Consider the following 26,562-nt stretch of genomic DNA (forward strand, 5'->3'; position numbering starts at 1 on the left):
CCCGATCGCCTCACACTGGCGTCACCGATCGGGGCGTGACCGGCACTTTTCGTGACCAGCCGGTCTCCAAATTGGGTGTCCGAGCCATGGGGGGCTGGGGGCATGATCCGAGTCGTTCTCGGGCATCACGGCGCGCTGCTGCGCGGGGCGTTGGCGACCGTGATGTCACAGGAAGAAAATCTGGAGGTGCCGGCCGAGGTCGAGTCGGCGCAGGGCGTCGTGGCCGCTGTGGCACGGACGAAGCCGGACGTGGTGGTCCTCGACGCGTCGCTGGCGGACGAGTTGGTCAGCGCCGGGCTCTGCGAGCCGCGGCCAGGTACGGGCCTGCTGATCCTGATCGACCGCGACGCGGTCAGCCGGACCTGCCTGGAGTTCGCGCGGCTGGCGCCGAGGATCGGGTTCATCGCGACGGACGCCTCGACGGCCGAACTGGTCGAGGCGGTACGAAGTGTGGCCAAGGGCGAGCCGGTGATCGATCCTGTCGTGGCGCTTGCCGCGTTGCGCGCAGAGCCCAATCCACTCACCGGGCGCGAGCAGGAGGTGCTGCGGCTGGTGTCGACCGGTGCCACCGGCCAGGAGATCGCGCACCGACTCAACCTGAGCTCGGGCACGGTCCGCAACTACCTGTCGCACATCCTGGCCAAGGTCGGCGCGCGCAGCCGGATCGAGGCGGTCCTGAAGGCTCAGGAAGCGGGCTGGATCTGATCCTCCCGGTCGTGCGGCGGCTGCCAGTGGCCGAGGAGGTCGCGGTAGAGCTCCGAGGTGCGCACCAGAGTGGTGTGCCGCCCCAAAGACGCCTCCTTGCCGTCGAGGACGAGGATCCGGTGTGCGCGCAGGGCGGAGCTGATCCGGTGGGCGACCACGATCAAGGAACCAGGGCGGGCGGCGAAGGCTTCCTCGGCCCTTCGCTCTGCCTCCGGATCAAGGTGACAGGTCGCTTCGTCGAGGACGGCCAGCGGTGCCGGGGACAGATAGGCCCGGGCGAGGGCGACCAGTTGACGCTCACCGGCCGAGAGCTGGGCCGGGCGAAGCATCGCGCGGGTGCCGCCCAGCCGCGCGACCAGCGCCGCGGCGCCGACCGCCTCGATCGCCTGCTCGAGCTGCTGTGCGGTGGCGTGCGGCGCCAGGTACGTGAGGTTGTCTGCCACCGTGCCGGAGAAGACGTAGGCCTCCTGTGGGATCAGAACGCGGGTCCGTGCCAGCAGTTCGGCGGAGAGTTCCCCAGGTGCGACCCTGCCGACCAGCACCCTTCCTTCGGTCGGAGGCAGGAGTCCGCAGACGAGGCCGGCCAGAGTCGACTTCCCGATTCCACTCGGGCCGACGACCGCCAGGTGGTCACCGTCCGGCACCACGAGATCCAGGGCGCGCAACACCGGCTCCGCGTGAGCGCCGTACGTGAAGGACACCTTGTGCAGCCGGACCTGGTGACCGCGCGGTACGACTGCGGGCAGCTGCCGCCGGGCCGGAGGCCCGCTGTCGAGAATCCGTCCGAGCGTGACGACGAAGCGCAGTCCACTGTCACCCAGGGCGGCCATGACGGTGTTCAAGGCCGGCTGCAGGCCGAGCAGCACATAGGTGAGCCCACCGAGCAGGGTTCCCGTGCTGATACCGCGGCCGATCAGCCAGGGCCCGGTCGCCAGCAGAACCAGCAGCGGCAGCCAGCCGCCGATGGCGAAGCAGAGCGTGCGCAGAGCGGCGACCTTGGCCAGTGCTCTCTCGGCGGCCGCATGGGCATCGATCGGTTCGCCGACCAGGTCCGCGGCGAAGTCCTCGGCGCCGGCCGAGGTGATGTCGCGCACCCCGGCGAACGCCGTACCCGCGGCCGTCGTCAGGTGCTCGTCGGCCGACAAGGACGCCGCGACCCGCTGCGCGGCCGTCCCGAGGATCGCGAGCGACGCGGCGAACCCGAGCAGGAAGGGCGGGACCACGAGCAGCGCGATGATCGGGGCGAGCGACAGCAGGCCTGTCACCACCCCGACCACGGTGACCGCGAACGTGCGCGTCACCAGGATCAGACCGGCGTACGTGTCACGGACGATCTCGACCTGACGGTTCATCCGGGACAGTGCCCCATCGGTACGCTGCCCGGCGACGCCGCGCCGGAGTGCGCCGCCCACGACCAGGCGGACCAGTTCGTCGCGGAAGGGCTCGACCAGCTCACCGAGTCGCCGGTACACCTGGCGGGCGCCGACGGCACCCAGCCCGGCGGCCGCGACGAGTCCGGCCAGCCAGCAGAGTCCCGCTCCGGATCGTCCGCCGAGGAAGGCGTCCGTCGCGTGGGCGACGGCGATTCCGTACGCAGCCGTCGGCAGGATCTCCGGAACGGACCACGCGGCGAGCAGCAACGTCGGCCGCCGCCTCAGCGCAGCCGCCCCGAACGCCAGTTCGCGTCTCATCCGAAGATCTCCCGGTAGGACGCGTCCTGCCACAGCCGGGAGTGCGGACCGACCGCCCGGACCCGGCCGTGGTCCAGCCACACGACCAGGTCGGCCCTGGCCGCGGTGGCGACGCGGTGTGTGACGATCAACCGGGTCCGGTGCAGGCTGTCGCCGGTGAGGGTCCGGCTGATCAGCATCTCGGTCGCCGTGTCGAGGCTGGACGTGGCGTCGTCGAGTACCAGCAGGCGCTCAGCGTGCCATGCCCGCGCCAGGCCGAGACGCTGCGCCTCCCCGCCGGACATCGGTGCCTCAGGCAACGGAGTGTGATAGCCGTCGGGGAGACGGCTGGCGTAGTGGTGCGCCTGCGTCGCGCGTGCGGCGGCGAGCGTCCGGACCGGAGTGATCTGACCGGACGAGATCGCCTCCTCGACCGAACGGCCGATCAGGACGGGGCGCTCGAACGCACAGCCGACAGCGCGCCGCAGGACCGATCGTCGCAAGGCTCGCAGCGGTACGCCGTCGAGCCGCACGAACCCGGCATCGGGGTCACGCAGCCGCGCGGCGAGTGCGGCCAGCACCGACTTGCCGGCGCCGTTCGGTCCGACCACCGCGATCGCGGCTCCGCCCGGCAGATCGAGGTCGACCCGGTCGAGGAGTGTGAAGCCGTCGGCGGTCACGCTGACCTCGTCGTAGACGAGCCGGCCGGGTCCGGGGGGCAGCCGCAGGCTTCCGTACTCGATCGGTTCGACGGACAGGATCTCCGCACTCCGGCGAACGCCGGCCTGGGCCCGGGCGAGCTCCCCGATGATGCCGGTCAGCCCGCCGAGTCCAGCACCTATCACTGCGTACTGTGCCGCGGCGAACAATTCACCCGCCGTGATCCGGCCGGCAACCAGTTGGAGACCACCGATCGCCAGGACAGCGACCAGGATGAACGGCCCGACCAGAGCGGCTTGAGCGCCGGAACGGGCCAGCACGCGCCACGTCTGCAAGCCGTGGCGGTGCAGGTCGGGCAGTGGCTCGAGGACGCGGCGTTCCTCCTGGTCGACCGTGCCCGCTGCGGCGATCGTACGGATTCCGTCGATGGCTTCGGTCAGCAGCGCGGCGAGACGGCTTTGCGTCTCCTGATAGGCGACGCTGATCTCGGCGGTACGCCGGGCGAAGATCCACAGCACCACGATCACCAGCAGCACGCCGCCGAAGAACGCGACCGCCAGCCACGGGTCGATGAGCGCGAGCAGGACCAAGCTGCCGACCGGTGGCACTGCGGCGGCCACCGCTGTGACCGTGGCCGGCCCGGCCTGGGCCGCATCACTCGCGCTGCCGGACACCCGGCTGACGAGGTCGCCGCTGTCCCACCGCCGCGTCCCTTCCGGTCCGCCTGCGAGGACGCTCCGGACGAGACGATGCCGTAGCCAAGCGGTCGTCCCCGCGACACACGCCGTACCGGCGAAGGCGTCCGCCAGCGCGCCGGCGACGGCCAGGCCGACGAGTACGCAGGCCAGCGTCAGCCAGCGGTTCACATCGGTGCCTGAGGCAATGGCATCGACGGCACGGCCGAGGACCGCCGGCAGCGCGAGCGTGACCGCGCTACCGAGCAGAGCGGACAGCGCGATGAGCGGCAACCAGCCACGGCCGCGCCGTACCACGGCGCCGAAAGTGAAGCCGGCGGTGCTGTGCGCGCTCATCGCGTCAGCCCGGTGTGAGCGCCCAGGAAAGCGAGCATGTCCGCGGCGAGGGCAACGCCCCGGCTGACCGCCGACGCGCCATGCCCGCTGTCCTGATCGAGGCGGACCAGGATCGGCCGCGAGCCGGCTGACGCGTGCTGCAAGGCAGCGCACATCTTGCGTGCGTGCAGCGGGTCGACGCGGGTGTCACCGCCGAAGACCGTGAACAGGACCGCCGGATACTCCTTGCCATCAGCAACATGATGGTACGGCGAGTAGGCCAGCAGGTGCTCGAAGTCGCCGGGATCAGTGGCTGACCCGTACTCAGGGATCCACGCCGCGCCGAGTCCGCTGTACTGGTACCGCAACATGTCCAGCACGGGCGCCGAGCAGACGGCCGCGGCGAACAGCTCCGGCCGTTGGGTCAGCGCCGCGCCGACCAGCAGTCCGCCGTTCGACTCACCACAGATGCCCAGCTGCCCGGGCGTCGTCCATCCGTCCGCGATCAGCGTCTCGGCCGCGGCGACGAAGTCGTCGAACACGTTCTGCTTGGACTGCCCGCTGCCCGCACGGTGCCACTCATCGCCTTCCTCACCACCGCCGCGCAGCTGGGCGGTGACGAACACGCCGCCGGACTCGACCCAGGCGAGGCTGAAGGCGGAGTAGGACGGCGTCAACGGCTGCCCGAATCCGCCATAGCCGTACAGGACAGTCGGCCGCGGCCCACTCGCACCCGGCCGTGCGAGCACGAGCATCCGGACCGGGGTGCCGTCGCCGGACCGGTAGACGAGCTGTCGCGTTTCCGCGCGCGGTCCGTCGACCATGCCCGGCGGCGCGGCCCAGAGCGTGGTCTCGCGGGTCCGGGCGTCGTACCTGTACACCGCCCCAGGAGTCAGGCTGTCGGTGTAGCTGAACCAGACCTCGTGACCGCCCTCCGGACGGGTGGTCAGGGAACCGATCGTGCCGAGTCCGGGCAAGGGCACGTCACCGAGCCGCTCACCGGTGTGCAGGTCGTGGATGGCGAGCTCCGCGAGCGTGTGCCGGGTCCTTGCGACGAGAAGGAGCGGTCGCTGCGGTCCGTCGAGCACGGCCACGTCCGTCAAGGGTGCATCGCGATCCTCGGCGACCAGCTCCGTCCAGTCCGCGAACCCGGGCCGGCTGGGATTGCCGACGCAGATCCGGCCTGCCGGTGCACCCAGGGTGGTGACGGCGTACAGCCGTCCGCCGTGGACCATCACGGCGCTCCGCGCGTCCACTCCCTGCTGCGCGACGACCGGCTCGGGCTTGTCCGGGACCGACACGTCCACGAGCCAGACGTCGTTCCGGGCGCCGTTCGCCGCGGAGACCGTCAGCCACCGACCGTCCGTGCTGATCTCCAGTCCGTACGATGCCTCGCGTGTGAAGACCCGCACATCATCGCAGCGGCCTATCCGGTGGAGCTGAACCTGTCCTGAGCGGACGAAGTAGAGGGACTGCCCGTCGGGGAGCCAGGCCACGGGGGAGTAGCGGCACCGGTCGATCGGACCGTCCACCACCGTGCCGGTACAGGTGTCCATGACGTAGAGCGTGGAGTCCTCCGTGCCGCCACGGGAGAGCTGGAAGGCCAGCAGACGGCCGTCCGGCGACGGCTGCCAGTGATCGAGAGTCGTGTTGCCGGCCGGATCGAGCTCCGTCGGGTCGATCAGCGCCTGGGCGTCCTGCTGTGGGTGGACGACGTACAGGATCGGATGGTCTTGTCGCGCGGTCCGGCGCAGGAAGAAGTGCCGCCTGCCACGCCACATCGGGGCACTCACCATGCCGACGCCGCTGAGCGCAGCGACCCGGGCACGCAAACGGTAGCGTTCGGTCAGCTCGGCGGCGTGGTTCAGCCAGAGCTCGTCCTGTGCGGCCTGCCAGCGGACGGTCTCCGGAGCAGTCGCGTCCTCGAGCCAGCGGTACGGATCGGCGACGGCATGACCGTGCAGCAGGTCGACGACCGGCCGGCGGTCGGCCGCGGGATAGCTGAGGCCGAGGCTTTGCACCAGGCCCTCCTTCCTTCGCCGGTGACCAGGCTCAGCTCTGGACGGGAAAGGCATCCCGTCCAGAGCGTCGAACCTCTGCTTGCCGATCAGTGACACAGGAGCAGGCTGAGGTTGCTGGGCGTCTGCGAGCCGCAGCCGAGAATGGTCAGCGTGCTTCCACCGCCGCCACCACCGTGACCGCCGGGGGCCTGGAGACCTTGCAGGTCGAGAAGTGCCATGTCTACACCTCCTTCCACACAGGAGTGATTGGCGGACCACCCGTGGGCGGGAGTCCGAGGAATGGAAGGGCGACCGGTTGCCGGTGCAGTGCGGCGCCCAGGGCGAGCAGGACACCGGCCGATCCGGTGGCCAGGTCCATGGAGAGGCGCAGCAGTTGGTTGCCGGGAAACGCGAGCCCGCCGGCGGATGGCAGCGCGTGCCAGCCCAGTCCGCGGATGAGATCTGCCGTCACCTCACCCGGCTGCACGGCGGCCGAGAGGATCAGGCCGGCGCGCCCCATGAACAGCCCGGGCTGGACGAAGTAGGCGCAGTGGTTGACCCGGCGGAGCGCCGCCAGGTCCCCGGCGAGCTCCTCGTCGGGTCGGTGCCGCAGGTAGCGGTCCAGGACGAGGGCGATGCCGGCCGAGCCCTGCTCGAGGTAGGGGAGGGTGCGCCAGCCCTGGTTGACCTGGAGCATCCCGGTCTCGTCACGGATGCAGCGGCGCAGATCCTGCCTCAGCGCTGTCTCGGCGAGGTCCAGCAGGCCGAGGTCCCCAGATCGCTCGTACGCGTGCAGGAACAGCAACGCGGGTCCCGAGGAACCGAACATCAGACCGGCCCGCGGATGCCCGTCACCACTGAGCTCCGGTACGTCGTCGATGCCGCCGAGCCGATCGGCCACCAGGTCGATCACCCTGGTCGCCGCGGCGCGCAGCCCCGGTTCGCTGTCGAAGTGGAGCAGGTTCAGTCCGATGCCGGCCAGCCCCGAATGCAGGCCGAGTTCGCGCGAGTCGAGCGGCGTTGCGAGGCAACGGTCCACAGCGTCCAGGGCGTCCTGGCGGTAGCCGAGTTCACCGAGCACGTGGGCGGCACCGTGCAGGCCGTCGTACAGACCGATGCCGGTGACCGAATCCAGGGCATGCCTGCGGAGCCAGTCGTCGTACGCCGGGAAGCGGCCGGCCCCCGTGCGGTCAAGGGCGTAGAGCACGCCGGCGGCGCCGGACGCGATGCTGGTGCCACCGCCGGGCTGGAACTGCGCGATGTCGCCCGGGAAGAGGCGGTCGTCCCGCTCCGGCGTGGCGCTGGCCACGATCGCCCGGGTGATCGCGTCGCGGACCTCTTCCCAGCTCGCGCGACCGGGCAGCGGAAGAGTGGCCGGGGGTGGGTCGTCCGTGCCGCCGAGGATGATGCCGGCGGCCTGGTCGATCGTTGCCTTGGGCACCGGGAACGTCTCGGTGATCAGCTCGGCCAGGTGCCGGGCCTTCCCCGGGTGGAGCTGCAGCAGGATCGTCGTCTGCGGCGCGAACAGTCCGAGGCAGAGGCAGGCGAGCGCGTACCGGTCGGCCTCGACGCCGTGCCGGTCCGGCGGCGCCGCGTAGCCCGGGTGGGCGAGCGCCGAACGGGCCCGCAGCTCGGCCAGGGTCGCCACCTCGAAGTCGATCAGGACCAGCCGGTCGTCGGCGTCGATGAGCACGTTGTCCGGATGCAGGTCGCCGAAGACGACGCCGCGTTCGTGCAGCGCCTGGATCGCGCGCTCGACGCGGCCCAGCATCTCGATCGCCCAGTCCGCGTACTCCCGCAGCGTCTCCGGCGACGGATCGGGCTTGGTCAGTGGGAAGCGCCTGACCAGGAGTCGCTGCAGCGGGTTCGCGTCGATGAACTCCTGTACCAGGAAGTGGTGATCGCCGAGAACAAAGTAGTCGTGCACCGCCGGCACGACGTCCAGCCCGGCCAGCCGAGCGAGGATCTCCCGCTCATGCCGTAGCCGGGTCACGGCATCCCGTTGGTCGACATCGAGCCCGGCCATCGGCCGGCCCTCCTTCAGCACGACCCGGTCCTGGCTCTCCCGGTGCCGGCCGAGGTAGACCCCGCCGCCGTTGGAGAACTGGATCACGTTCTCGATGTCGTAGGCGAGTTCGTTGGTGGTCACCGCGTTGCGGGCCGCCAGGTGCGGCTCCAGGAAGGACGGAAGACTCACCCAGGCAGGTGTCGAGAAGACCGGCCCGCGAAGGTCGGGAACCAGCCGGCCGTCGGCGTTCTCGATGGCGAGCACTCGTTCGCCGGTGTCCGACAGGCAGTGCCGCTCGACGAACGCGCCGTACCGGACGAAGAGAGCCCCGTCGCCGTAGCGGAGGTCGCTGAGGATGTACGGGCCGCGGACGCCGGTGAGGACCTGGTCCAGTTCCTTGAGGACGAGCTCGAGCTGGGACTCGTCCACGGGGTAGATGGTGACGAGCTTTCCGCTCGATCCGCGGAAGGCGGCCTTGGAATTCATCATCACCAGGACGGCTTCACTGCGCAGGAACTTGAACGGAATGCCCTGACGGACGCAGTAGTCCCAGACAGCGGTCAGCGTCCGCTCGGCGTCGTCGAGACAGGACGACACGTGGATCTTCCAGCCCTGCGGAGGCAGCGGGACACCGCGGGGCGCGTAGTGCATCCAGATGTCGCCGGCGGCATGCTCCCAGCCGTCCGGCACTGGTCGCCCGCAGGTGGCGAAGTCGACGTGCTCCGTGCTCGTCGTGGGGACGTCGTAGAACTGCCGATCCACGAGACAGTAGAGCTCGTACTGCTCCATCGCCATCCCCATCCCGTCCCGCAGGCTTGCCGGACGCCTCGCCGATATCCTTCGGCAAGAAGCTCCGGGCGACGTAGTGAATGACGTCACCAGTTCACGGTGAGAAGCGCGTCGCCCTACTCACGCGTATGTCACTACAAGTGGGATGGCGTTGACAGCACGTAGCGACTGATGAGGTTTGGTGTCCCTGTGTGACCGGGGGAGTGCGCTGCGGTTCAGGCGCTGGCCGGTTTGCCGAATTCCCAGTGCCAGGGTTCCTCGCGGGAGCCGCCCTGTTCGGCCCAGGACGGGTGCACCCAGCCATACGTCGCGGCGTGGTTCTTCATCCACTGGTACTGCCTCGTGCCGAACCGGTCGATGCCGCCGCACAGGTCGACCGCGACACCCCAGCCGTGGTTCGACGTACCGGGGAGGGCGGCCAGGGACGGCTTGCGGGAGTACAGGTCGACCTGGGACGTGTAGGAGCGGTACGAGTCGGTGATGCACAGCGTCTCGCCGAACTGGGCGCGGTAGGCGGCGGCGAGTTGCGCGTACGCCGCTGCCGCGTCGCAGCGGAGCTTGTGGCCGGAGCCGAGGCCACACAGCTTGCTGGACGGGATCATGCCGTTGCTGAAGCCGCCCCACCCGACGCTCGCCGACCCGGTGGCCAGGAACGGCATCGGGTTGACCGGGTCGCCGCCGAGCCGGACCTCGAAGTGCAGATGCGGTCCGGTGGAGTTGCCTTCGGTGCCGACAGCACCGATCCGCTGGCCGGCCTTCACCTGTGCACCGTCGGCGACGTCGATCGCGCTCAGGTGCGCGTAGAGGGTCTCGAGGCCGTTGCCGTGGTCGATCCGGACCAGGTTGCCGGCCCAGGCCGGGTGCTCGATCCGGACGACACCGGATGTCGCCGCACGGACCGGCGTACCGACCGCTGCTGGGAAGTCCTGGCCGGTGTGGATTCCGGTCGCCCACATCGAGCCGGCCTGGCCGAACGGCGTACCGATCTCGTAGGTGCCGTCGGCGAGCGGCCAGGTCCAGGCGCCGGTGCCGATGTCGTACGACGTCGCGGTGTTGCCGCAGCGGAAGGCGTACGACGAGGAGTTCGGCGTCGGGGAGACCTGCGGCTTGGCGGGCTTGCCCAGCGTCGGGCGCAGCGCGGAGTACAGGTTGTCCGGGACGGTGGTGACGACGACCGAGCCCTTGGCCTCGTCGGCGGCGATCATCTCGCCGTTGTCGAGGGCGACGCCGATGTGGACGAGGCCGAGCGACTTGCTGCCCATCACGAGCAGATCGCCGGGCTGGACCTGGGTCTTGGGTACGGCCTGGTAGTTCGGGTAGACCTTGCCGACCAGGTTGGGGAGCGTCGTGTACGGCTGCCACGCGACCCGGGCCGCGCCGAGGCAGCCGTATTTGGCCGGGCCGGTCGCGCCGACGCCGTACGGCTTGCCGAGCAGGCTGAAGGCCTGGTTGACCGCGCGGATCGTCTCGGCCGGCAGCACCCGGATCGTCCGTCCGCCGGTGACGGTCGACGCCGCTCCGGGCACGGGCGCACCGGCGGCGGTCAGCGGCTTCAGGCCGGCGGGGAGCTTGGCCGGGTTCTTGAGTACGGCGGCCGCCGGTGGCTTGACCTTGGCGGTGGTGAGCTCGGTCAGGTAGGTCTTCCAGCGCGTGAGGGCCTGCTGGTTGCGGGCGAGCTGCAGCTGCCTGGAGAGCTCGGACGCACCGTCGAGGTCGGCGGCCTGGCCCTCCATCGCCGTGGCGGCGAACGCGGCCTTCTGCTGGACCTGCTGGCTGAGCTCCTTGGCCTTGGCGGCCGCCTCGTTCGCAGCGGCTCGCTTGCCGGCGGCTTCGGACCGGGTCCGGCCTGCCTCGGACTCGGCGGCCATCGCGGTCTTGTACTGCGCGACCTGGGTGCTGCCGAGCTGGGTGATCGCGGTCTGGCGGTCGGCGATCTCCTGCAGGTTCTCCGCGACCGGGGCGAGGGACCAGAGCATCGACTCCGCACCCATCACGGTCGGGATGCCGAGCTGGTAGGCCTGCGCGGTCAGCAGACCGAGCCGGCGGCGCTGCTCGTCCGCCCTGCCCTTCGACGCGGCCGCGGTGGTCTCGGCCTTCTTGGCGGCGGCCTCGGCGGTCTGAGCCGCCTTGAGAGCGTTGGTGTAGGCGATCGTGGCCTTGGCGAAGTCGGCCTGGACGGCGGCGGCCTCGGCCTGCAGCTCCTCCAGGGTCCGGTTGACGTCCGTCACCGACGCGGGTGGCGGTGGGGTCGGGTCATCGGCGTACGCCGGCAGTGCGACCACTGCCAGCAGCGTGCCGAGTGCTGCCAATCGCAGCCCCCGACGGTTCCCCACAACCATCAGGCCCCCATTCGTCTCGCCTCACGCGCGCGGAGGGAGACGGGCCCCTGCGCCAGGCCAGCGTAGGCGGCAAACGCTGCTGACGAAACCCTGGTCTACAGAACGTGACCATGAGGCGTGCCACAGAGCCCGCAGGTGGTGTCGGAGCGATTGGAGTGACCGATTAAAGTTCACTTCATGGCCTCGCACTTTGACGTTGTTGTCCTCGGCGCGGGTCCGGGTGGGTACGTCGCGGCGATCCGCGCCGCCCAGCTCGGGCTCAAAACCGCCATCATCGAGAAGAAGTACTGGGGCGGTGTCTGCCTGAACGTGGGCTGTATCCCGTCCAAGGCGCTGCTGCGCAACGCCGAGCTCGCGCACATCTTCCGGGCGGAGGCGAAGACCTTCGGCATCAGCGGCGAGGTCAGCTTCGACTTCCCGACCGCGGTGCAGCGCAGCCGCAAGGTGGCGGACGGCCGGGTCAAGGGCGTCCACTTCCTGATGAAGAAGAACAACATCACCGAGTTCGACGGCTGGGGCTCGTTCACCGACGCCAACACCCTCGACGTGACCCTCAATGGAGACGGCTCCGCTGAAGACACTGTGACCGTCACGTTCGACAACTGCATCCTGGCGACCGGCGCGACCACCAAGCTGCTGCCGGGCACGCAGCTGAGCGACCGCGTGGTGACGTATGAGGAGCAGATCCTCACCGAGGAGCTGCCGGGCTCGATCGTCATCGCCGGCGCCGGCGCGATCGGCGTCGAGTTCGCCTACGTGCTGGCGAACTACGGCGTGAAGGTGACGATCGTCGAGTTCCTGGACCGGATCGTCCCGCTCGAGGACCCCGAGGTCTCCAAGGAGCTGGCCCGGGCGTACAAGAAGCTCGGCGTCGACGTACTCACCTCGACCCGGGTCGACTCGATCGACGAGTCCGGCGAGAAGGTCAAGATCACCGTCACCGGCAAGGACGGCAACCAGCAGACGCTGGAGGCCGACAAGGTGCTGCAGGCGATCGGCTTCCAGCCGCGCGTCGACGGCTACGGCCTGGACAAGATCGGTGTCGCGCTGACCGAGCGCGGCGCGATCGGCATCGACGGCTTCTGCCGGACCAACGTGCCGAACATCTTCGCCATCGGCGACGTGACCGCGAAGCTGATGCTCGCGCACGCGGCCGAGGCGATGGGCGTGGTCGCGGCCGAGACCATCGCCGGGCACGAGACGATGGAGCTCGACTACGCGATGATCCCGCGGGCGACGTTCTGCCAGCCGCAGATCGCCAGCTTCGGCTACACCGAGGAGGAGGCCCGCAAGCTGGGCCACGACGTCAAGGTCGCGAAGTTCCCGTTCACCGCGAACGGCAAGGCGCACGGCCTGGGCGACCCCACCGGCTTCGTCAAGGTGATCAGCGACGCGAAGTACGGCGAACTCCTCGGCGGCCACCTGATCGGCCCGGAGGTCACCGAGCTGCTGCCCGAGCTGACCCTGGCGCAGAAGTGGGACCTGACCACCAAGGAACTGGCCCGCAACGTGCACGCCCACCCGACCCTGAGCGAGGCCCTGCAGGAAGTGTTCCACGGCCTCGAAGGCCACATGATCAACTTCTGATCTGCCCTGACAGGCAAGCCCCCCGGACCGCCTGGTCCGGGGGGCTTGGTCGTTCGGGACCCAGGTCCTGACGATCGGGGACTTTCGGCCGCAGTGCCGGACCGGGGCCGGGTGATGGACTTGGGTGGCGGGATTCCTAGCTGAAGGCAGGCCGGATGACATCGTTTGACCTCAACGAAACAGACAGCACCTACGAGCTGCACGCGGATGTGGAGACCTACCACCAGGGCGGCACGTGGTACACGCGGCGGTGTGACAGCCCCGAGCCGTTCGCCTCCGGCGCGAGCCGGCTGCGGCTGATCGCGATCGGCGTCGAGGTTGCCCGCTGGAACGGCCTCCGCCATGTCATCCGCGACCCCGACGGCACCATCGCCGAGATCAACACCTACCTCACCGGCCCGTACCCGAGCCGCGCGCCGACCGGGCACCAACGCGTCCGGGGTTGAGCCGCCTCACCGCTCGGAGATGTCGCCGAGGACGGGTTTGACGTCGACGACGGGGGTGCCGTCGAGGGCTTCGAGGTGATCGACGTGCAGGCGAAGCCCGTCGGTCGCCAGGATCGTCACGCGGTGCAGGCCGAGCGGGTTCGGGCGGTCGGGGGAGCGGGTGCTGAAGACGCCGGTCGCCGGACGGGACAGGTCGCCGCGGGGATGCACCGTGAGTACGTCGCGGTCGGCCCGGTCGAACCAGCTGATCAGGATCAGCTCGTCGCCCGGAGCGAGGTCCTGGAGAGCGACGCGGACGGACTCGTCGAACACGACCCACGCGTCCGGCGCGCCTTCGTCGGCCTGGCGTGGAGCCTCCGCGCGGGTTGCGAGTGACGACTCGACCCGTCCGATCGGCCGCAGTACGAGATCGCCGGTCACAGCGGGAACCTGTACACGGTCTGGAGCGCTTCGCCTGGGATGTGGACGTGCAGGGCAAGGCCGGGATGGGCGGTGGGGTCGACGACGCCGGTGCCCGAGGTCGGTGGCTCGAAGGGAAGCGGAACGGTGGAGCGGATGCCGGGGGCGCCGAGGACGGGGTGGCCGGCGAACGTCGTGACGATCGGGTTGTGCACGTGGCCGGTGAGGATGGCGGTGACGGTCTTGCCGGTCAGGACCGTCGCGAGGCCCTCGCGATCGTGGAGCATCCACTGATCCATCACGGGGTGGTGCAGCTCGAGCGGCGGGTGATGGATCGCCACGAACACCGGCCCGTCGAAGGACTTCCGCAGTACGCCGTCCAGCCAGGCGAGCGAATCGTTGGACAGCAGCCCGTGGTCCTCACCAGGCACTGTGCTGTCGACGAGGACGAACCGCGCACCGGCCACATCGTGGACCTGATGCACCGGATGTCCATCGCCGGGTGAGTCGACGTACGACGCCAGTCCGGTGCGGAGCGGCGTACTCACATCGTGGTTGCCCGGCAGCATCAGCAGCGGTATGTCCATGGACAGCTCGGCCGCGACTTCGGCGTACTCGGACTCCAGGCCGTGGTCGGCCAGGTCGCCGGTGACGAGGATGACGTCGACCGGGCGGGTGAAGGACTTCAGGTACGACGTGATCCGACGGAGCCGGGATCGTGGCTCGTCCGAACCGTCGAGATGCGGGTCGCTCAGGTGTGCGATGACGATCATCCCCGCAGACTAACCACAGAAGCCCGTCGGGAGATCACTGCACGGGACCAGGCCGCTGCGTTCGAGGATCGGGCGGGCCTGCGGCGAGCGGACGTACTCCAGGAAGGTCGCGGTCAGCGACCCGGTCTCCGGCACCTTGTAGGTGTAGACGTGCTCGACCTCCCAGAACTTGTATGCCCCGGCCGCGACCTTCGAGGAGTCCGGTACGACGTCGTCGACGGTCGCGATCGTGATGTCGGGGAACTTCCGGGCACCGCCGAGCTCGGCGTAGCCCATCGCGCCGCCGATCTCGTTGACCCGGGTCAGCAGCTCCTCCGTCGTACCGACCTCGCAGCGGTGGTACTTCGCGGCCGCGGCGTCGTCGTCCTTGCGGCAGTCGTCGGAGGTGATCCCGAGCTCCTGATCGCCGCCGAGCACCTTCTCCCGGAACACCCGTCGCGACCCCGAGTCCGGGCCGACCCGGCTGACCATCCGGATCGGCAGATCCTTGCCGCCGACGTCCTTCCAGTTGGTGATCTGACCGTTGTAGATCGCCCGCAGTTGCGCGGTGGTCAGCGATGTCACCGCGGCCGACCGGTTGATCACCACGGCGAACACCACCACCGCCATCGGTTCCCCGCGCAGCGTGGGTGCGTCCTCGGCCGGTCCGTCCGACATGGCGATCACCTTGCTCGCCGCCGTCCCGTCCTGTGCACCCAGGTCGCTGAGGCTGCGCACGCCACTGCGGCTGCCGTTCGCCGCGATCGTGATGTCGGCCTGCGTGCAGTCGGTCACGTACGCACTGCGCAGTTCAGTCATGGTCGGCTCCACCGCGGTCGACCCGATCACCCGCAGCTGACCCGACTCGCAGTTGTCCGGCGGCTGCAGTACGTCGACCAGGAAGAACGCGACCAGCGCGCCGACCAGCACGAGCGTCGTCGCACCGAACATCAACGTACGGCGACCCGGCCCGCGCGGCCGTGGTTCGTGGTAGACCCCGCCACCGGTCGACCCGCCGGCCAGATAGCCGGAGTGGGCGACGTCGCGGCCCTTCCCGGACAGCACCAGCAGGAACTTGAAATGGTCGCCGCGGTTGATCGCGATCCGGGGGACCACGAGCTTCTCGGTGTCGACGTAGTCGGCCGGGTTCATCCGGCTCTCGAGCATCTTGCCGAGCGAGTCCGGCTGCGACTCGACCACCTTCATCCGGACGATCTTGCGGTCCGGGAACACGAACGAGACCTTGTCCTGCATGTCGCGCGCGTCGATGTCGGTCCCGCCGGCGTTGTCCAGCCGCAGCAGCACGATGCTGGGATCCTGGACCACCGTGCCCTGGTGGACCACCTCGACATCGACCATTTCCCTGGCCCGGTTCTGCTTCGGGTGCACCCCTATCTGCGCATCCACCTGGACCCGGTAGACGAGCCGTTTGCGGCGCAACAGGTAGCGGTCGAGCAGCCAGACGATCGAGGTGCCGAACAGGGTGACGGCGGCGATGACGGTCTCGATGTTGATACTGCCGAAACCAGAGAAATCGAACAACGTGTCCCCACTTCCACGAGTTCTGCAGCGTAGGTGCCCGCGGTGAACGCCTGCTTACCGCGCGGTGACACGCAGGCTCGGAGCTTGGCCGGTTCCGGCCCCGTCTGCGAGATTGTCCGCATGGCTGAACAGGTGGACGTGGTCGTTGTCGGACTGGGTGTGGGCGGCGAGGAGACCGCCGGGCGATTGGCACAGGCAGGGCTGCGCGTGGTCGGGATCGAGTCCCGGCTGGTCGGCGGCGAGTGCCCGTACTACGGCTGCATCCCGAGCAAGATGATGATCCGGGCCGCGAACCTGATCGCCGAGACCCGCCGGGTCGACGGCATGGCCGGTACGGCGTCCGTCCAGCCGGACTGGGCACCGGTGGCCAAGCGGATCCGCGTGGAGGCGACCGACACGTGGAACGACAAGGTCGCGGTGGACCGGCTGGTCAACAAGGGCGCGACGGTGCTGAAGGAGCGTGGCACGATCACCGGCCGGAACACGGTCCGGGCCGGCGACCGCGAGTTCGAAGCCACCCGCGGCATCGTGATCGCGACCGGCACCATCCCGGCCGTTCCGCCGATCGACGGTCTGGCGGGTACGCCGTACTGGACGAACCGGGAGGCGATCGAGGCGGACACGCTGCCGGCGTCGATCCTGGTGCTCGGCGGCGGTGCGATCGGGATGGAACTGGCTCAGGTGTTCGCCCGGTTCGGATCCCGGGTGAGCGTGATCGAGGGCGCCGCCGAGGTGCTGTCGATGGAGGAGCCGGAGTCCGGCGTACTGGCGCGCGAGGCGCTCGAGCGCGACGGCGTCACCTTCCACACCGGCGTGCACGCCAAGCAGGTCGGGTACGCCGGGAACACCTTCACCGTCACGCTGGACGACGGGTCAGTTGTCAGCGGCGAGAAGTTGCTGGTGGCAACGGGACGCCGGATCGCGACCGACGAGCTCGGCCTGGACCAGCTCGGGCTCGACCCGAAGGCCCGCCGGATCGAGGTGGACGGCCATGTCCGGGCCGGCGAGAGGGTGTGGGCGATCGGCGATGTCACCGGTGTCGGCGTGTTCACTCACAACGCGATGTACCAGGCTGACATCGCTGTCCGCGACATCGTCCAGGAGCCGGACGCACCGACCGCGAGCTACCACGCGATGCCGCGGGTGACGTTCACCGATCCGGAGATCGGCGCGGTCGGGCTGACCGAGAAGCAGGCGCGGGAGGCAGGGCTCGACGTCCGGACCGGATCGACTCCGATTCCGGCGTCGACGCGTGGCTGGATCCACAAGGCGGGCAACGAGGGCTTCATCAAGGTGGTGGCTGACAACGAACGCGGTGTTCTGGTCGGCGCGACCAGTGCGGGTCCGACCGGTGGCGAGGTGCTCAGCGCACTCGCGGTCGCGGTGCATGCGGCCGTTCCTGTGCACTCTCTGCGACAGATGATTTACGCATATCCGACCTTCCACCGGGCGATCGGCGAAGCACTGAAGGCGTTGTGAAATTGCTTGTTGCGATTCGGTCGCAACTAGCTCACCATTGTTCAGGTGCATGTTCCTGACGGCTTCTTCGACGCCCCGACGTCCGTCGCGACCGGTCTGATCGCGGCGGGCGCGGTCGGCTTCAGCCTGCAACGCGCCAACCGAGAGATCCGCGAGACCGGGCCGGCGCTGGCCGGGCTCACGGCGGCCTTCGTGTTCGCGGTGCAGATGGTGAACTTCCCGGTCGGCGCGGGGACCAGCGGGCACCTGCTCGGTGGTGCGTTGGCTGCGGCGTTGGTCGGGCCGTGGTCCGCCGTACTGGTGATGTCGACGGTGCTGCTGGTCCAAGGGTTGCTGTTCGCGGACGGCGGGCTGACTGCCCTGGGCACGAACATCACACTGATGGGCCTGATCACAGTGCTCGTCGGCTACTTCCTGACGCGGGCCGTTCTGAAGGCGCTGCCGCGCCGGGTCGGCAGCGTCGTACCCGCGGCCACGCTCGGTGCGCTGGTGTCTGTCCCGGTTGCCGCGCTCGCCTTCACCGGGCTTTATGCGATCGGTGGCGCGGTCGACATCCCGCTGGGCAAGCTTGCGACCGCTATGGTCGGCTGGCACATTCTGGTCGGGATCGGCGAGGCCGTCATCACCGCCGCTGTGCTGAGCGCGGTTGTCGCGACGCGCCCTGATCTTGTGTACGCCGCACGCCACCTGCAACAGGACCTCGTCCTGGTCGATGCCGACGGCAACACTTCGACGGTCTCGCCGGACCGGCCGATCGCGGCCAGGCCCGCCGGGCGCTCGTTCGGTGTCGGGATCGCGGTCACGCTGGTGGTGGCCGGCGGTCTGAGCCTGTTCGCGAGCGCGCATCCGGACGGACTGGAGTTCGTCGGGGCGAAGCTGGGCTTCGAGACCGCCGCCAAGTCGTCCGCGGTCGCGGGCAGCCCGCTGGCCGACTACGGCGTCAGCGGCATCGGCAACTCCGAAGTCTCCGGTGCCCTGGCCGGCATCATCGGCGTACTGGTCACGATCGTGCTCGGCCTGGCCATCGCCAAGCTGGCCTCACTCCGGGCGAACAAGGCATCGTGAGCGGCGACGGCCTGCTCGTGGCGGTGGACAGCAGAGTCCACCGGGTGCCGGCGCAGGTGAAGCTCGTCGCGTTGTTCGTCTTCGTCCTCGCGGTCGTCTCCACGCCGGCGCCCGTCTTCTGGGCCTTCGGTCTGTACGCCGCGATGCTTGTGGCTGCTGTGGTCATGGCCAAGCTGCCGGTGCACGTGGTGTCGCGGCGGCTGGCGGTGGAGACACCGTTCATCGTGTTCGCGTTGCTGTTGCCGTTCGTGGCGACCGGGCCGCGGATCGACGTACTCGGACTGGAGTTGTCGCAGTCCGGCGTACTCGGTGCGTGGAACGTGCTGGCCAAGGGGACGCTCGGAGTGGTCGCGGCAATCTTGCTGTCTGCAACGACTGCACCGCGAGACCTGTTGGCCGGCCTAGAGCGGCTGCGGCTCCCCGCGACGCTGGTCGCGATCCTGTCGTTCATGATCCGCTACCTCAGCGTGGTGTCGGACGACCTGCACCGGATGCGGATCGCCCGCGAGTCGCGCGGGTACGCCGGCGGTCGCGTGGGACATCTGAAGGCGGTCGCCGGGGGAGTGGGCGGCCTGTTCGTCCGCAGCTTCGAGCGCGGTGAGCGCGTGCACCTGGCGATGCGGTCCCGCGGGTACACCGGCCGGATGCCGTTGCTGAGTCAGGCCGGAGCAGTCCGATCGCAATGGCTGGAAGGTCTCACGATCTCCCTGCTCGCGGTCCTCATCGCAGTCATGGCAAGGGTGGTGGGCTTGTGAGCGGTCCGGCGATTCACGTTGAGCGGCTTGTCTTCGCGTATCCGGACGGGCGGCAGGCGCTGTTCGGCGTCGACTTCACTGTCGAGCACGGGGAGCGAGTGGCACTGCTCGGGCCGAACGGTGCCGGCAAGACCACGTTGGTGTTGCACCTGAACGGGATCCTCGGCTCGGTCGCGGGTGGGACCGGGAGCGGCACGATCCAGATCGGCGGGACCGGTTTGCATCGAGAGCACCTCGCCGTGATCCGGCGCAAGGTCGGGCTGGTGTTCCAGGACCCGGACGACCAGTTGTTCATGCCGACCGTGCGGGACGACGTCGCGTTCGGGCCGGCGAACCTCGGTCTGCGCGGAGCCGAGCTCGACGAGCGTGTGCACGAGGCGTTGGTGCAGGTGGGCATGCAGGATCACGCCGATCTCGCACCGCACCACCTGTCGTTCGGTCAGCGGCGACGGGTCGCGGTGGCGACCGTGCTGGCGATGCGACCCGAGGTCCTGGTGCTGGACGAGCCGTCGAGCAACCTCGACCCGGCAGCGCGACGGGAGCTGGCCGACATCCTGTCCGAGCTCGACGTCACGCTGCTGATGATCACCCACGACCTGCCGTACGCCTTGCAGCTGTGCGAGCGCAGCCTGCTCATGGACGACGGCCGGATCGTTGCCGACGGCAAGACCCGGGACCTACTCGGTGACGCCGAGTTGATGAGTGCGCATCGCCTGGAGCTCCCGTACGGCTTCGACCCCCTGTCGGTGTCCGGCCCCGAGCGCTGACCCACACGACGGGATATCCCCTCGAGTGGTGCCTTCTCCCCTTGCATGCCAGGGGAGAACCCACAAGCGGGAGGGTTATCCCCTCGTGTGTTTGGCGGGGTGGGGTGGCTTCGGCGGGGTCAGGAGGGGGTTGGGGTGGCTTCGGGTGGGGTCAGGAGGGGGTTGGGGTGGCTTCGGCGGGGGGTCAGGAGGGGGTTGGGGTGGCTTCGGCGGGGAGTGGTTCGGGGGTGCTCTCGAAGGCGGACCTCAGGCGGCTGCGGGACGCGGTCAGGTGAGCGTGCATCGCGGCGTCCGCGGCCTCGGTGTCGCGCTGCCGGATCGCGGTGACGATCAAGTCGTGCTCCTCGAGGGCGTCCTCGGTCACCCGGGAGTCGCGCAGCAGCCGGAACAGCTGCAGATGGCAGTGCAGCTTGGCGAAGATCTCGCCGAAGTAGCTGTTCCCGGTGGCCGCGATGATCGCCTGGTGGAACTCGGCGTCCTCGCGGGCGAAGGCGCCGTACGACATCGTGCCGGCCTGGTAGCGGACGCGCAGGTCGGCGGCGATACCGGCGATCTGCTCGACCTCGACCCGCTGGTGCCGGCCGGCCGCCAGACCGGCGCAGTACGGCTCGATCAGGAACCGCGCCTCGAAGAGATCCTCGAACCGCTCCGGGGTCAGTTTGGGACTGGCGGAATATCCGATCAGATGTGTCTTGGTGACCAGATCTTCGGCCTCGAGCCGGTTCAGTGACTCCCGGACCGGGGTCTGGGAGACGCCGAGCTGGCGGCTGACCACGTCGACCCGGATCCGCTCACCGGGCTGGATCGCCCCGTCCAGCAGCCACGTCTGCAGCTGCTCGTAGACGACATCACTCATCCGGGTCCGTTCGGGACGCTCGGCACCGCGTTCGCTCATCTGTCGTTCCTGTCCGGCCGGCGGGGTGGTGGGCCAGATCGTGAATTCGTATCCACAGACCATTGCAAATCATATCTGATCTGATCTAACCTGCCAAAAATATCGCCACGATCCACCGATCCACCCCTGGGATGGTCGACGTGCACACAGACCTCGCAACAGCTCAGTCCCTGGCCGAACGTCTACTCGTCGCCGCGGGTGTTCCTGCCGCGGCGGCGGCCCAGCAAGCCGAACTTCTCCTGGTCGCCGAGGCGAAGGGAGTGCCGTCCCACGGCCTGCTCCGCCTGCCACGTCTGCTCCGCCGGCTGGGCAACGGCATCGCGAGCCCGACGAACACGGGTAAGCACGAATGGCTCAGTCCCTGCTACCTGTCCGTCGACGGCGAGCAGGGCCTGGGACCGGTGGTCGCGCTCCGTGCTCTGGAGGCGGTCGTCCCGGCGGCCGAACGGCACGGCGTCGCGGTCTGCTCGATCACGAACAACAACCACCTGGGCATGCTCGGCTTCTACGCCGGCCGGATGGCCGAGCGCGGTGTGGTCTGTCTGGGGATGACCACGAGCGAGGCGCTGGTCCATCCGTGGGGCGGCACCGAAGCGATCCTCGGGACGAACCCGCTGGCTCTTGGTGTCCCCGCGCAGCCGCATCCGCTGGTGCTGGACATGGCGACGTCGCAGGTGTCGATGGGCAAGGTCCACGACCACGCGCTTCGCGGCGTACCGCTCGAGCCGGGCTGGGCGTTGGATGCCGCCGGCAACCCGACGGTCGACCCGGTGGCGGCCAAGTGCGGATCGATCGCGCCGTTCGGGGGAGCGAAGGGCTACGGACTCGGGCTCGGTCTGGGTGCGATGGTCACCTTCCTGACCGGTGCCGCCTACGGTACGGCGGTCGGCGGGACGCTGGACGACACCCGCCCGAGCAACAAGGGCGACCTGTTCATCCTGATGAGCGGCGGCGGCCACTCCGCCTCCGAGTACCTCGACCAGGTCCGCGGCAGCCGGCCTGCCGACCCCGCTTCACCGGTCGCGGTTCCGGGTGACGGGGCTCGGGCCCGCTATCAGGAATCAGTGGCTCACGGCATCGAGATCGCCGACGAGTTGTGGCGCGAGCTGACCGCCCTGGACTCAGCCCAGGATGCAGCCCGAGATGCCGCCCAGCCCGAAGCAGTTCTGGCCGAATGACCCCGCCCACGACCGGACAAGGACCCGCCACGATGACGATCACCTCTGCCTCGTTCGGCGTACAACGATCACCGCGCACGGTTCTCTTCGGCGCCGGTCAACGCTCGCTGCTCGGCCGCCATGCCGCGGAGTACGGGCGGAAGGCGCTGGTCTGCACGGACGAGCGGCTGGCCGCATCGGCCGAGTTCACCGAGTTGATCAACGACCTCAAGGACCACGGCATCGACGTGAGCGTGTGGTCCGACACCGCCCCCGAGCTGCCTGCGTCCGACATCGACGCCTGCTACAACGCGATGAGGTACGCCGGGATCGAGGTGGTGATCGGAATCGGTGGAGGCAGCTGCCTCGACCTGGGCAAGGCGCTGGCGTTGCTGCTCAGTCATGGCGGCCCGATCGACCGGTACTACGGGGAGAACGCCGTACCTGGACCGGTCCTGCCGATCATCGCCGTACCGACGACGGGTGGGACCGGGTCCGAGGTGACGCCGGTCTGCGTTCTCAGCGACAGCCGGCGCGAACTCAAGGCAGGTATCTCGTCGGCGTACCTGATTCCCTCGGTGGCGATCTGCGACCCGGAGCTGACCTACACCTGCCCGCCCGCACTGACCGCGAGCGCCGGTGCCGACGCGGTGTCGCATCTGGTGGAGTCGTTCACCGCGATCCAGCGGCCGCCCGCGGCGGTCGGCGAAGGCCGCGTTTTCATCGGCAAGAACGTGATCAGTGACTCCTACGCCCGCTGGGGTCTCGGGCTACTCGCCCGCGCTCTCCCGGAGGCCTTCGAGCATCCGGACGGCCGGGAGGCACGCTCCGACGTGATGCTTGCCGCCAACGCCGGCGGGTATGCGCTCGGAGTCGCCGGGACCGCCGCAGCGCACGCACTGCAGTACCCGCTCGGTGCCCTGACGCACACCGCACATGGTGTCGGAGTCGGCGTACTCCTGCCGTACGTGATGCGCTACAACGCTCCCGCCCGGGTCGCGGAGTTCGCTGAGATCGCGACGATCTTCGGCGTACCGGCGAGTGACGGCGGACAAGCGCAAGCGCTGGCCGGCATCGAGGCGGTCGAGACCCTGCTGGATCGGATCGGCATCCCACCCACGTTGAAGGAACTCGGCCTGACCGAGGACCAGCTCTCGTACGTCGCGTCGATGGGGCTGAAGTCGGCCCGGCTCGTCGACAACAACCCCCGTCCGCTGGATACCGACGCGCTGTACGAGATCACTCGCGCCGCGTACGCCGGCGATCGCGGCAACCCGTTCTGACCAGGCGTTTGGAGCACACCTGATGATCTCTCCGCACGATCTCTTCATCGATGGTCAGTGGCGCCCGGCCGCCGACGGCCGGCGGTTCGTCGTGCACGATCCGGCCGACGGGTCCGAGCTGGCCCAGTTCGCGGCCGCCACCGAGGCGGACTGCCTCGCGGCGGTCGACGCGGCAGCCGACGCGCTGTCCGGCTGGGCGACGACCCCGCCCAGGCAGCGCTCCGAGATCCTTCGGACCTGTTTCGACATCCTCACCGCCGAACGTGAGCAGTTCGCCGGCCTCATCGTCGCCGAGAACGGCAAGGCGTACGCCGACGCCCTCGGCGAAGCGAGCTACGCGGCCGAGTTCTTCCGCTGGTTCGCCGAGGAGGCGGTCCGGATCGGCGGCGACTTCCGCCTCTCGCCGTCGGGCGACAAAACAATCGTGGTCCGGCGCGATCCGATCGGGGTGTCGGTGCTGATTACCCCGTGGAACTTCCCGGCCGCGATGGCCACCCGCAAGATCGCCCCGGCTCTGGCCGCCGGTTGCTCGGTGGTGCTGAAGCCGGCGAGCCAGACCCCACTCACCGCGGCGTACGTCGTCGAGGTACTCCGCCGAGCTGGTGTCCCGGCGGGTGTTGTGAACCTCGTGACACCGGTGCCGGCCGGGCCTGCGGTGAGCGCGATGCTGCACCACCCCGCCGTACGCAAGCTGTCGTTCACCGGCTCGACCGAAGTCGGCCGGCTGCTGCTGCGGGAGGCTGCGGATCAGGTGGTCAGCTCGTCGATGGAGCTCGGCGGGAACGCGCCGTTCGTGGTCCTGCCCGGCGCCGACGTGGACGCGGCGGTCGAGGGCGCGATGGTCGCGAAGATGCGCAACGGCGGATCGGCCTGTACGGCGGCCAACCGGTTCTACGTGCACGACTCGCTGGTCGAGGAGTTCACCGCCCGGATCACCGTTGCGATGAAGGGCATCACGATGGGCCCGGGCGCCGACCGGTCGAACGAGCTCGGCGCCCTGGTGTCGCCGGAGGAGCGCGACAAGGTCGCCCGGCTGGTCGACCAGGCCGTCGCCGACGGGGCCACGCTCGCCCTGGGCGGTGAGACTCCGGAGGTCGGCGCCTTCTATCCGCCGACGGTGCTCACCGACGTACGGCACGGGAGCGAGATCAACCAGATCGAGATCTTCGGCCCCGTCACCGCGATCGTTTCCTTCAACGACGTCGATGAGGCGATCGCGATGGCGAACGACACCATCTACGGCCTGATCGCCTATGTGTACGGCGATCCCGCCCAGGCGCTCGCGGTCGCGCAGCGGATCGACGCCGGCATGGTCGCGGTCAACCGCGGCGTACTGAGTGATCCGGCGGCGCCGTTCGGCGGGACGAAGCAGTCCGGGCTGGGCCGCGAAGGCAGCTCCGAAGGCATCCTCGAATTCCTCGAGGAGAAGTACATCGGGATCGAGGTGTGACCGATGGCCAACGCCGTCCTTCCGACTCTGACACCGCCCGACGTCGACGGCGGACCCCCGGCCCGTAAGCGGGTGAAGGCGAAACCGAAACGGCAGAACCTGGCCGGCTGGCTGTTCGTCGGCCCGGTGATCTTCGGCGTGCTGTTCTTCCAGCTGGCGCCGGTCGCGGCATCGCTGGTGGTGTCGCTGACGAACTGGACCGGACTGAACTCGCCGAAGTTCCTTGGCCTGGGCAACTACCGCGAGCTGTTCACCGTCGACGACACCTTCTACCCGTCGCTGCGGAACACGGTGATCTTCACTCTGGTCGTGGTCACCTTGAGCATCGGTATAGGCCTCGGGCTGGCGGTCCTGTGCAACCAGAAGGTCAAGGGCATCGGCATCTTCCGGACCCTGTACTACTCGCCCGCGGTGACCAACGTGGTCGCGATCGGCTTCGTCTGGTTCTGGCTCTACAACCCGGACAACGGGCTGTTCAACTCGACGCTGAGGACCATCGGGATCGACGGACCGGCCTGGCTGTCCGACACCAAGACGGCGCTGATCGCGGTGATCATCGTCGCGCTCTGGCAGGGCGTCGGCTACCCGATGGTGATCCTGCTGGCCGGGCTGCAGAGCATCGACAGCTCGCTGATCGAAGCCGCCACGGTGGACGGTGCGTCGGCCTGGCGCCGGTTCTGGGCAGTCGTCGTACCGCTGCTGACGCCGAGTCTGTTCTTTCTCACGATCACGCAGTTCATCACGTCGTTCCAGGTGTTCGGGATCATCTACGTGATGACGTCCGGCGGGCCGAACAACGCCACCTCGGTGTTCATCTTCCACATCTACGAGACCGCCTTCGGCCACGGCCGGCTCGGCTACGCCTCGGCGATGGGCTGGGTGCTGTTCGTCATCGTCGGTGTCGTCACCGCGATCCAGTGGAAGATGGAGAAGCGGTGGGTGCACTATGACAACTGAAGCGCTGCGGATCCCGGTCAACAAGCCACCACGGCACCTGCCGCGCCGGGTCGTCGTCCTCTTCGTCCTGATCTTCTTCGCCGTCGTGTTCGCGATGCCGATGCTGTGGATGGTGAGCGCGTCACTCAAGCCGGAGAACGAAGTACTGCAGTCGCCGCCGACGTTCATCCCGTCGACGTTCCAGTGGGGCAACTACTCCCAGGCCGGCGATGGACTGCTGCCGTTCTTCCTGAACAGCTGCAAGCTCGCGGCGCTGAACGTCGGATTCCTGCTGCTGTTCGCCTCGCTGGCCGGCTACGGCTTCGCCCGGCTGAACTTCGCGTTCAAGAACCTGGCCTTCGCCTTGTTGTTGTCGACGGCAATGATCCCGAGCATGGTGTACCTCGTCCCGCAGTACATGCTGTTCCGCGAGATGGGCTGGATCGACACCCACTACCCGCTCTGGATCCCGAACGTGCTGACGCCGGTCTTCGGCACGTTCCTGCTCCGGCAGGCGTTCCGCGGCGTACCGATGGAGCTGGAGGAGGCGGCCAAGCTCGACGGCGCGTCGACGTTCGGCACCTTCTGGCGGATCATGCTGCCGCAGGTGAAGCCGGCCCTGGCTGCGGTCGGCGCACTGACCTTCATGGGCTCGTGGAACGACCTGTTCGGGCCGCTGATCTTCCTCAACTCGACGCGGCTGCAGACGATGCCGATCGCGCTCGCCCTGTTCAAGGGTGAGTACTTCACCCAGACCAATCTGATGATGGCGGCGGCGACGCTGACGATCCTGCCGCCGTTGCTGCTCTTCCTGCTGGCCCAGAAGTACTTCGTCCAGGGCATCACGATGTCCGGCCTGAAAGGATAG

At 69.0% G+C, this 26,562-nt stretch carries 22 protein-coding genes; 12 read left to right on the plus strand and 10 right to left on the minus strand.

Going from position 1 to position 26,562, the window contains the following annotated elements; all coding sequences use genetic code 11:
• Window positions 1-102: 102 nt before the first annotated feature.
• The gene (locus E0H73_RS17990; RefSeq protein ID WP_131357270.1) at window positions 103-705 is read left to right on the plus strand and encodes a response regulator transcription factor; all 603 of its coding nucleotides are present in this window, start codon (window positions 103-105) and stop codon (window positions 703-705) included.
• Here the strand turns inward: E0H73_RS17990 and E0H73_RS17995 are convergent.
• The 6 genes from E0H73_RS17995 to E0H73_RS18020 form a co-directional block, all read right to left on the minus strand.
• A complete protein-coding gene (locus tag E0H73_RS17995) occupies window positions 684-2,396 on the minus strand; it encodes an ATP-binding cassette domain-containing protein (protein WP_131357273.1) in 1,713 nt (570 codons plus the stop codon). The two genes, E0H73_RS17990 and E0H73_RS17995, sit on opposite strands and share 22 nt — an antisense overlap.
• Window positions 2,393-4,066: an ABC transporter ATP-binding protein gene (locus tag E0H73_RS18000; RefSeq protein WP_131357275.1), complete on the minus strand. Its 1,674-nt coding sequence runs from the start codon at window positions 4,064-4,066 to the stop codon at window positions 2,393-2,395. Before E0H73_RS18000 ends, E0H73_RS17995 begins: the two co-directional genes overlap by 4 nt.
• Entirely contained in the window at window positions 4,063-6,066 is a 2,004-nt protein-coding gene (locus tag E0H73_RS18005) for a prolyl oligopeptidase family serine peptidase (RefSeq protein WP_202867436.1), read from the minus strand. The genes E0H73_RS18000 and E0H73_RS18005 overlap by 4 nt, the downstream gene beginning before the upstream one ends.
• Window positions 6,067-6,152: 86 nt before the next feature.
• Window positions 6,153-6,284 (minus strand): SapB/AmfS family lanthipeptide, encoded by a 132-nt coding sequence (locus E0H73_RS18010; protein ID WP_131357278.1) that lies wholly within the window; start codon window positions 6,282-6,284, stop codon window positions 6,153-6,155.
• A gap of 2 nt (window positions 6,285-6,286) precedes the next feature.
• The gene (gene lanKC / locus E0H73_RS18015) at window positions 6,287-8,842 is read right to left on the minus strand and encodes a class III lanthionine synthetase LanKC (RefSeq protein WP_131357281.1); all 2,556 of its coding nucleotides are present in this window, start codon (window positions 8,840-8,842) and stop codon (window positions 6,287-6,289) included.
• Between the two features lie 215 nt (window positions 8,843-9,057).
• Window positions 9,058-11,181 carry a peptidoglycan DD-metalloendopeptidase family protein gene (locus E0H73_RS18020; RefSeq protein ID WP_131357290.1) on the minus strand — a complete coding sequence of 708 codons (2,124 nt, stop codon included), beginning with the start codon at window positions 11,179-11,181 and terminating at the stop codon, window positions 9,058-9,060.
• A 177-nt stretch (window positions 11,182-11,358) separates the two neighbouring features.
• On the opposite strand from E0H73_RS18020, the gene lpdA reads away from it, so the two are divergent.
• Complete coding sequence (lpdA, locus tag E0H73_RS18025; protein WP_131357293.1) at window positions 11,359-12,768, plus strand: dihydrolipoyl dehydrogenase; 1,410 nt, start codon at window positions 11,359-11,361, stop codon at window positions 12,766-12,768.
• Window positions 12,769-12,923: 155 nt separating this feature from the next.
• The gene (locus E0H73_RS18030) at window positions 12,924-13,214 is read left to right on the plus strand and encodes a DUF2188 domain-containing protein (protein WP_131357296.1); all 291 of its coding nucleotides are present in this window, start codon (window positions 12,924-12,926) and stop codon (window positions 13,212-13,214) included.
• Window positions 13,215-13,220: 6 nt separating this feature from the next.
• On the opposite strand, the gene tsaA is transcribed toward E0H73_RS18030, so the two are convergent.
• Genes tsaA through E0H73_RS18045 form a run of 3 tightly spaced genes read right to left on the minus strand, consistent with a single transcriptional unit; the run spans window position 13,221 to window position 15,907 of the window.
• Window positions 13,221-13,634 carry a tRNA (N6-threonylcarbamoyladenosine(37)-N6)-methyltransferase TrmO gene (gene tsaA / locus E0H73_RS18035; RefSeq protein ID WP_131357299.1) on the minus strand — a complete coding sequence of 138 codons (414 nt, stop codon included), beginning with the start codon at window positions 13,632-13,634 and terminating at the stop codon, window positions 13,221-13,223.
• Complete coding sequence (locus tag E0H73_RS18040) at window positions 13,631-14,386, minus strand: metallophosphoesterase (protein ID WP_131357302.1); 756 nt, start codon at window positions 14,384-14,386, stop codon at window positions 13,631-13,633. Before E0H73_RS18040 ends, tsaA begins: the two co-directional genes overlap by 4 nt.
• 9 nt (window positions 14,387-14,395) lie before the next feature.
• On the minus strand, window positions 14,396-15,907 hold the full coding sequence (locus E0H73_RS18045) for a PstS family phosphate ABC transporter substrate-binding protein (RefSeq protein ID WP_131357305.1): 1,512 nt from the start codon (window positions 15,905-15,907) through the stop codon (window positions 14,396-14,398).
• A gap of 120 nt (window positions 15,908-16,027) precedes the next feature.
• Between E0H73_RS18045 and E0H73_RS18050 the strand changes: the two genes are divergently transcribed.
• The 4 genes from E0H73_RS18050 to E0H73_RS18065 are packed head-to-tail and all read left to right on the plus strand — an operon-like array spanning window position 16,028 to window position 19,973.
• A complete protein-coding gene (locus tag E0H73_RS18050; RefSeq protein WP_131357309.1) occupies window positions 16,028-17,386 on the plus strand; it encodes a dihydrolipoyl dehydrogenase family protein in 1,359 nt (452 codons plus the stop codon).
• Window positions 17,387-17,431: 45 nt separating this feature from the next.
• Window positions 17,432-18,451 (plus strand): energy-coupling factor ABC transporter permease, encoded by a 1,020-nt coding sequence (locus E0H73_RS18055; protein WP_131357312.1) that lies wholly within the window; start codon window positions 17,432-17,434, stop codon window positions 18,449-18,451.
• Window positions 18,448-19,206, plus strand: coding sequence for a cobalt ECF transporter T component CbiQ (cbiQ, locus tag E0H73_RS18060; RefSeq protein WP_238164063.1), 759 nt, complete (start codon window positions 18,448-18,450; stop codon window positions 19,204-19,206). Before E0H73_RS18055 ends, cbiQ begins: the two co-directional genes overlap by 4 nt.
• A complete protein-coding gene (locus tag E0H73_RS18065) occupies window positions 19,203-19,973 on the plus strand; it encodes an energy-coupling factor ABC transporter ATP-binding protein (RefSeq protein WP_131357318.1) in 771 nt (256 codons plus the stop codon). Before cbiQ ends, E0H73_RS18065 begins: the two co-directional genes overlap by 4 nt.
• Before the next feature lie 184 nt (window positions 19,974-20,157).
• Here E0H73_RS18065 and E0H73_RS18075 read toward each other — a convergent pair whose 3' ends face one another.
• Window positions 20,158-20,868, minus strand: coding sequence for a GntR family transcriptional regulator (locus E0H73_RS18075; protein ID WP_165555734.1), 711 nt, complete (start codon window positions 20,866-20,868; stop codon window positions 20,158-20,160).
• Between the two features lie 140 nt (window positions 20,869-21,008).
• Here E0H73_RS18075 and E0H73_RS18080 point away from each other — a divergent pair, with 140 nt between their 5' ends.
• From E0H73_RS18080 to E0H73_RS18100, 5 genes are read left to right on the plus strand one after another with little or no spacing between them, the layout of a single operon-like run.
• Window positions 21,009-22,046, plus strand: coding sequence for an Ldh family oxidoreductase (locus E0H73_RS18080; RefSeq protein WP_202867437.1), 1,038 nt, complete (start codon window positions 21,009-21,011; stop codon window positions 22,044-22,046).
• 32 nt (window positions 22,047-22,078) lie between these two features.
• Entirely contained in the window at window positions 22,079-23,308 is a 1,230-nt protein-coding gene (locus E0H73_RS18085) for an iron-containing alcohol dehydrogenase (RefSeq protein ID WP_131357327.1), read from the plus strand.
• A 22-nt stretch (window positions 23,309-23,330) separates the two neighbouring features.
• The gene (locus E0H73_RS18090) at window positions 23,331-24,758 is read left to right on the plus strand and encodes an NAD-dependent succinate-semialdehyde dehydrogenase (RefSeq protein WP_131357330.1); all 1,428 of its coding nucleotides are present in this window, start codon (window positions 23,331-23,333) and stop codon (window positions 24,756-24,758) included.
• Between the two features lie 3 nt (window positions 24,759-24,761).
• Window positions 24,762-25,715, plus strand: a complete 954-nt coding sequence (locus E0H73_RS18095) for a carbohydrate ABC transporter permease (protein ID WP_131357333.1) — start codon at window positions 24,762-24,764, stop codon at window positions 25,713-25,715.
• Window positions 25,705-26,562 carry a carbohydrate ABC transporter permease gene (locus E0H73_RS18100; RefSeq protein WP_131357336.1) on the plus strand — a complete coding sequence of 286 codons (858 nt, stop codon included), beginning with the start codon at window positions 25,705-25,707 and terminating at the stop codon, window positions 26,560-26,562. The genes E0H73_RS18095 and E0H73_RS18100 overlap by 11 nt, the downstream gene beginning before the upstream one ends.

The sequence above is a fragment of the Kribbella pittospori genome (genome assembly GCF_004331465.1).
GTDB lineage: Bacteria > Actinomycetota > Actinomycetes > Propionibacteriales > Kribbellaceae > Kribbella > Kribbella pittospori.

Excerpts from the sequence above, each read along its gene's own strand:
- E0H73_RS17990 (WP_131357270.1), top strand. The coding sequence starts at position 103 with ATGATCCGAGTCGTTCTCGGGCATCACGGCGCGCTGCTGCGCGGGGCG.
- E0H73_RS17995 (WP_131357273.1), bottom strand. The coding sequence starts at position 2,396 with ATGAGACGCGAACTGGCGTTCGGGGCGGCTGCGCTGAGGCGGCGGCCG.
- E0H73_RS18000 (WP_131357275.1), bottom strand. The coding sequence starts at position 4,066 with ATGAGCGCGCACAGCACCGCCGGCTTCACTTTCGGCGCCGTGGTACGG.
- E0H73_RS18010 (WP_131357278.1), bottom strand. The coding sequence starts at position 6,284 with ATGGCACTTCTCGACCTGCAAGGTCTCCAGGCCCCCGGCGGTCACGGT.
- lanKC (WP_131357281.1), bottom strand. The coding sequence starts at position 8,842 with ATGGAGCAGTACGAGCTCTACTGTCTCGTGGATCGGCAGTTCTACGAC.
- E0H73_RS18020 (WP_131357290.1), bottom strand. The coding sequence starts at position 11,181 with ATGGTTGTGGGGAACCGTCGGGGGCTGCGATTGGCAGCACTCGGCACG.
- lpdA (WP_131357293.1), top strand. The coding sequence starts at position 11,359 with ATGGCCTCGCACTTTGACGTTGTTGTCCTCGGCGCGGGTCCGGGTGGG.
- E0H73_RS18030 (WP_131357296.1), top strand. The coding sequence starts at position 12,924 with ATGACATCGTTTGACCTCAACGAAACAGACAGCACCTACGAGCTGCAC.
- E0H73_RS18040 (WP_131357302.1), bottom strand. The coding sequence starts at position 14,386 with ATGATCGTCATCGCACACCTGAGCGACCCGCATCTCGACGGTTCGGAC.
- E0H73_RS18050 (WP_131357309.1), top strand. The coding sequence starts at position 16,028 with ATGGCTGAACAGGTGGACGTGGTCGTTGTCGGACTGGGTGTGGGCGGC.
- E0H73_RS18075 (WP_165555734.1), bottom strand. The coding sequence starts at position 20,868 with ATGAGCGAACGCGGTGCCGAGCGTCCCGAACGGACCCGGATGAGTGAT.
- E0H73_RS18085 (WP_131357327.1), top strand. The coding sequence starts at position 22,079 with ATGACGATCACCTCTGCCTCGTTCGGCGTACAACGATCACCGCGCACG.
- E0H73_RS18090 (WP_131357330.1), top strand. The coding sequence starts at position 23,331 with ATGATCTCTCCGCACGATCTCTTCATCGATGGTCAGTGGCGCCCGGCC.
- E0H73_RS18095 (WP_131357333.1), top strand. The coding sequence starts at position 24,762 with ATGGCCAACGCCGTCCTTCCGACTCTGACACCGCCCGACGTCGACGGC.
- E0H73_RS18100 (WP_131357336.1), top strand. The coding sequence starts at position 25,705 with ATGACAACTGAAGCGCTGCGGATCCCGGTCAACAAGCCACCACGGCAC.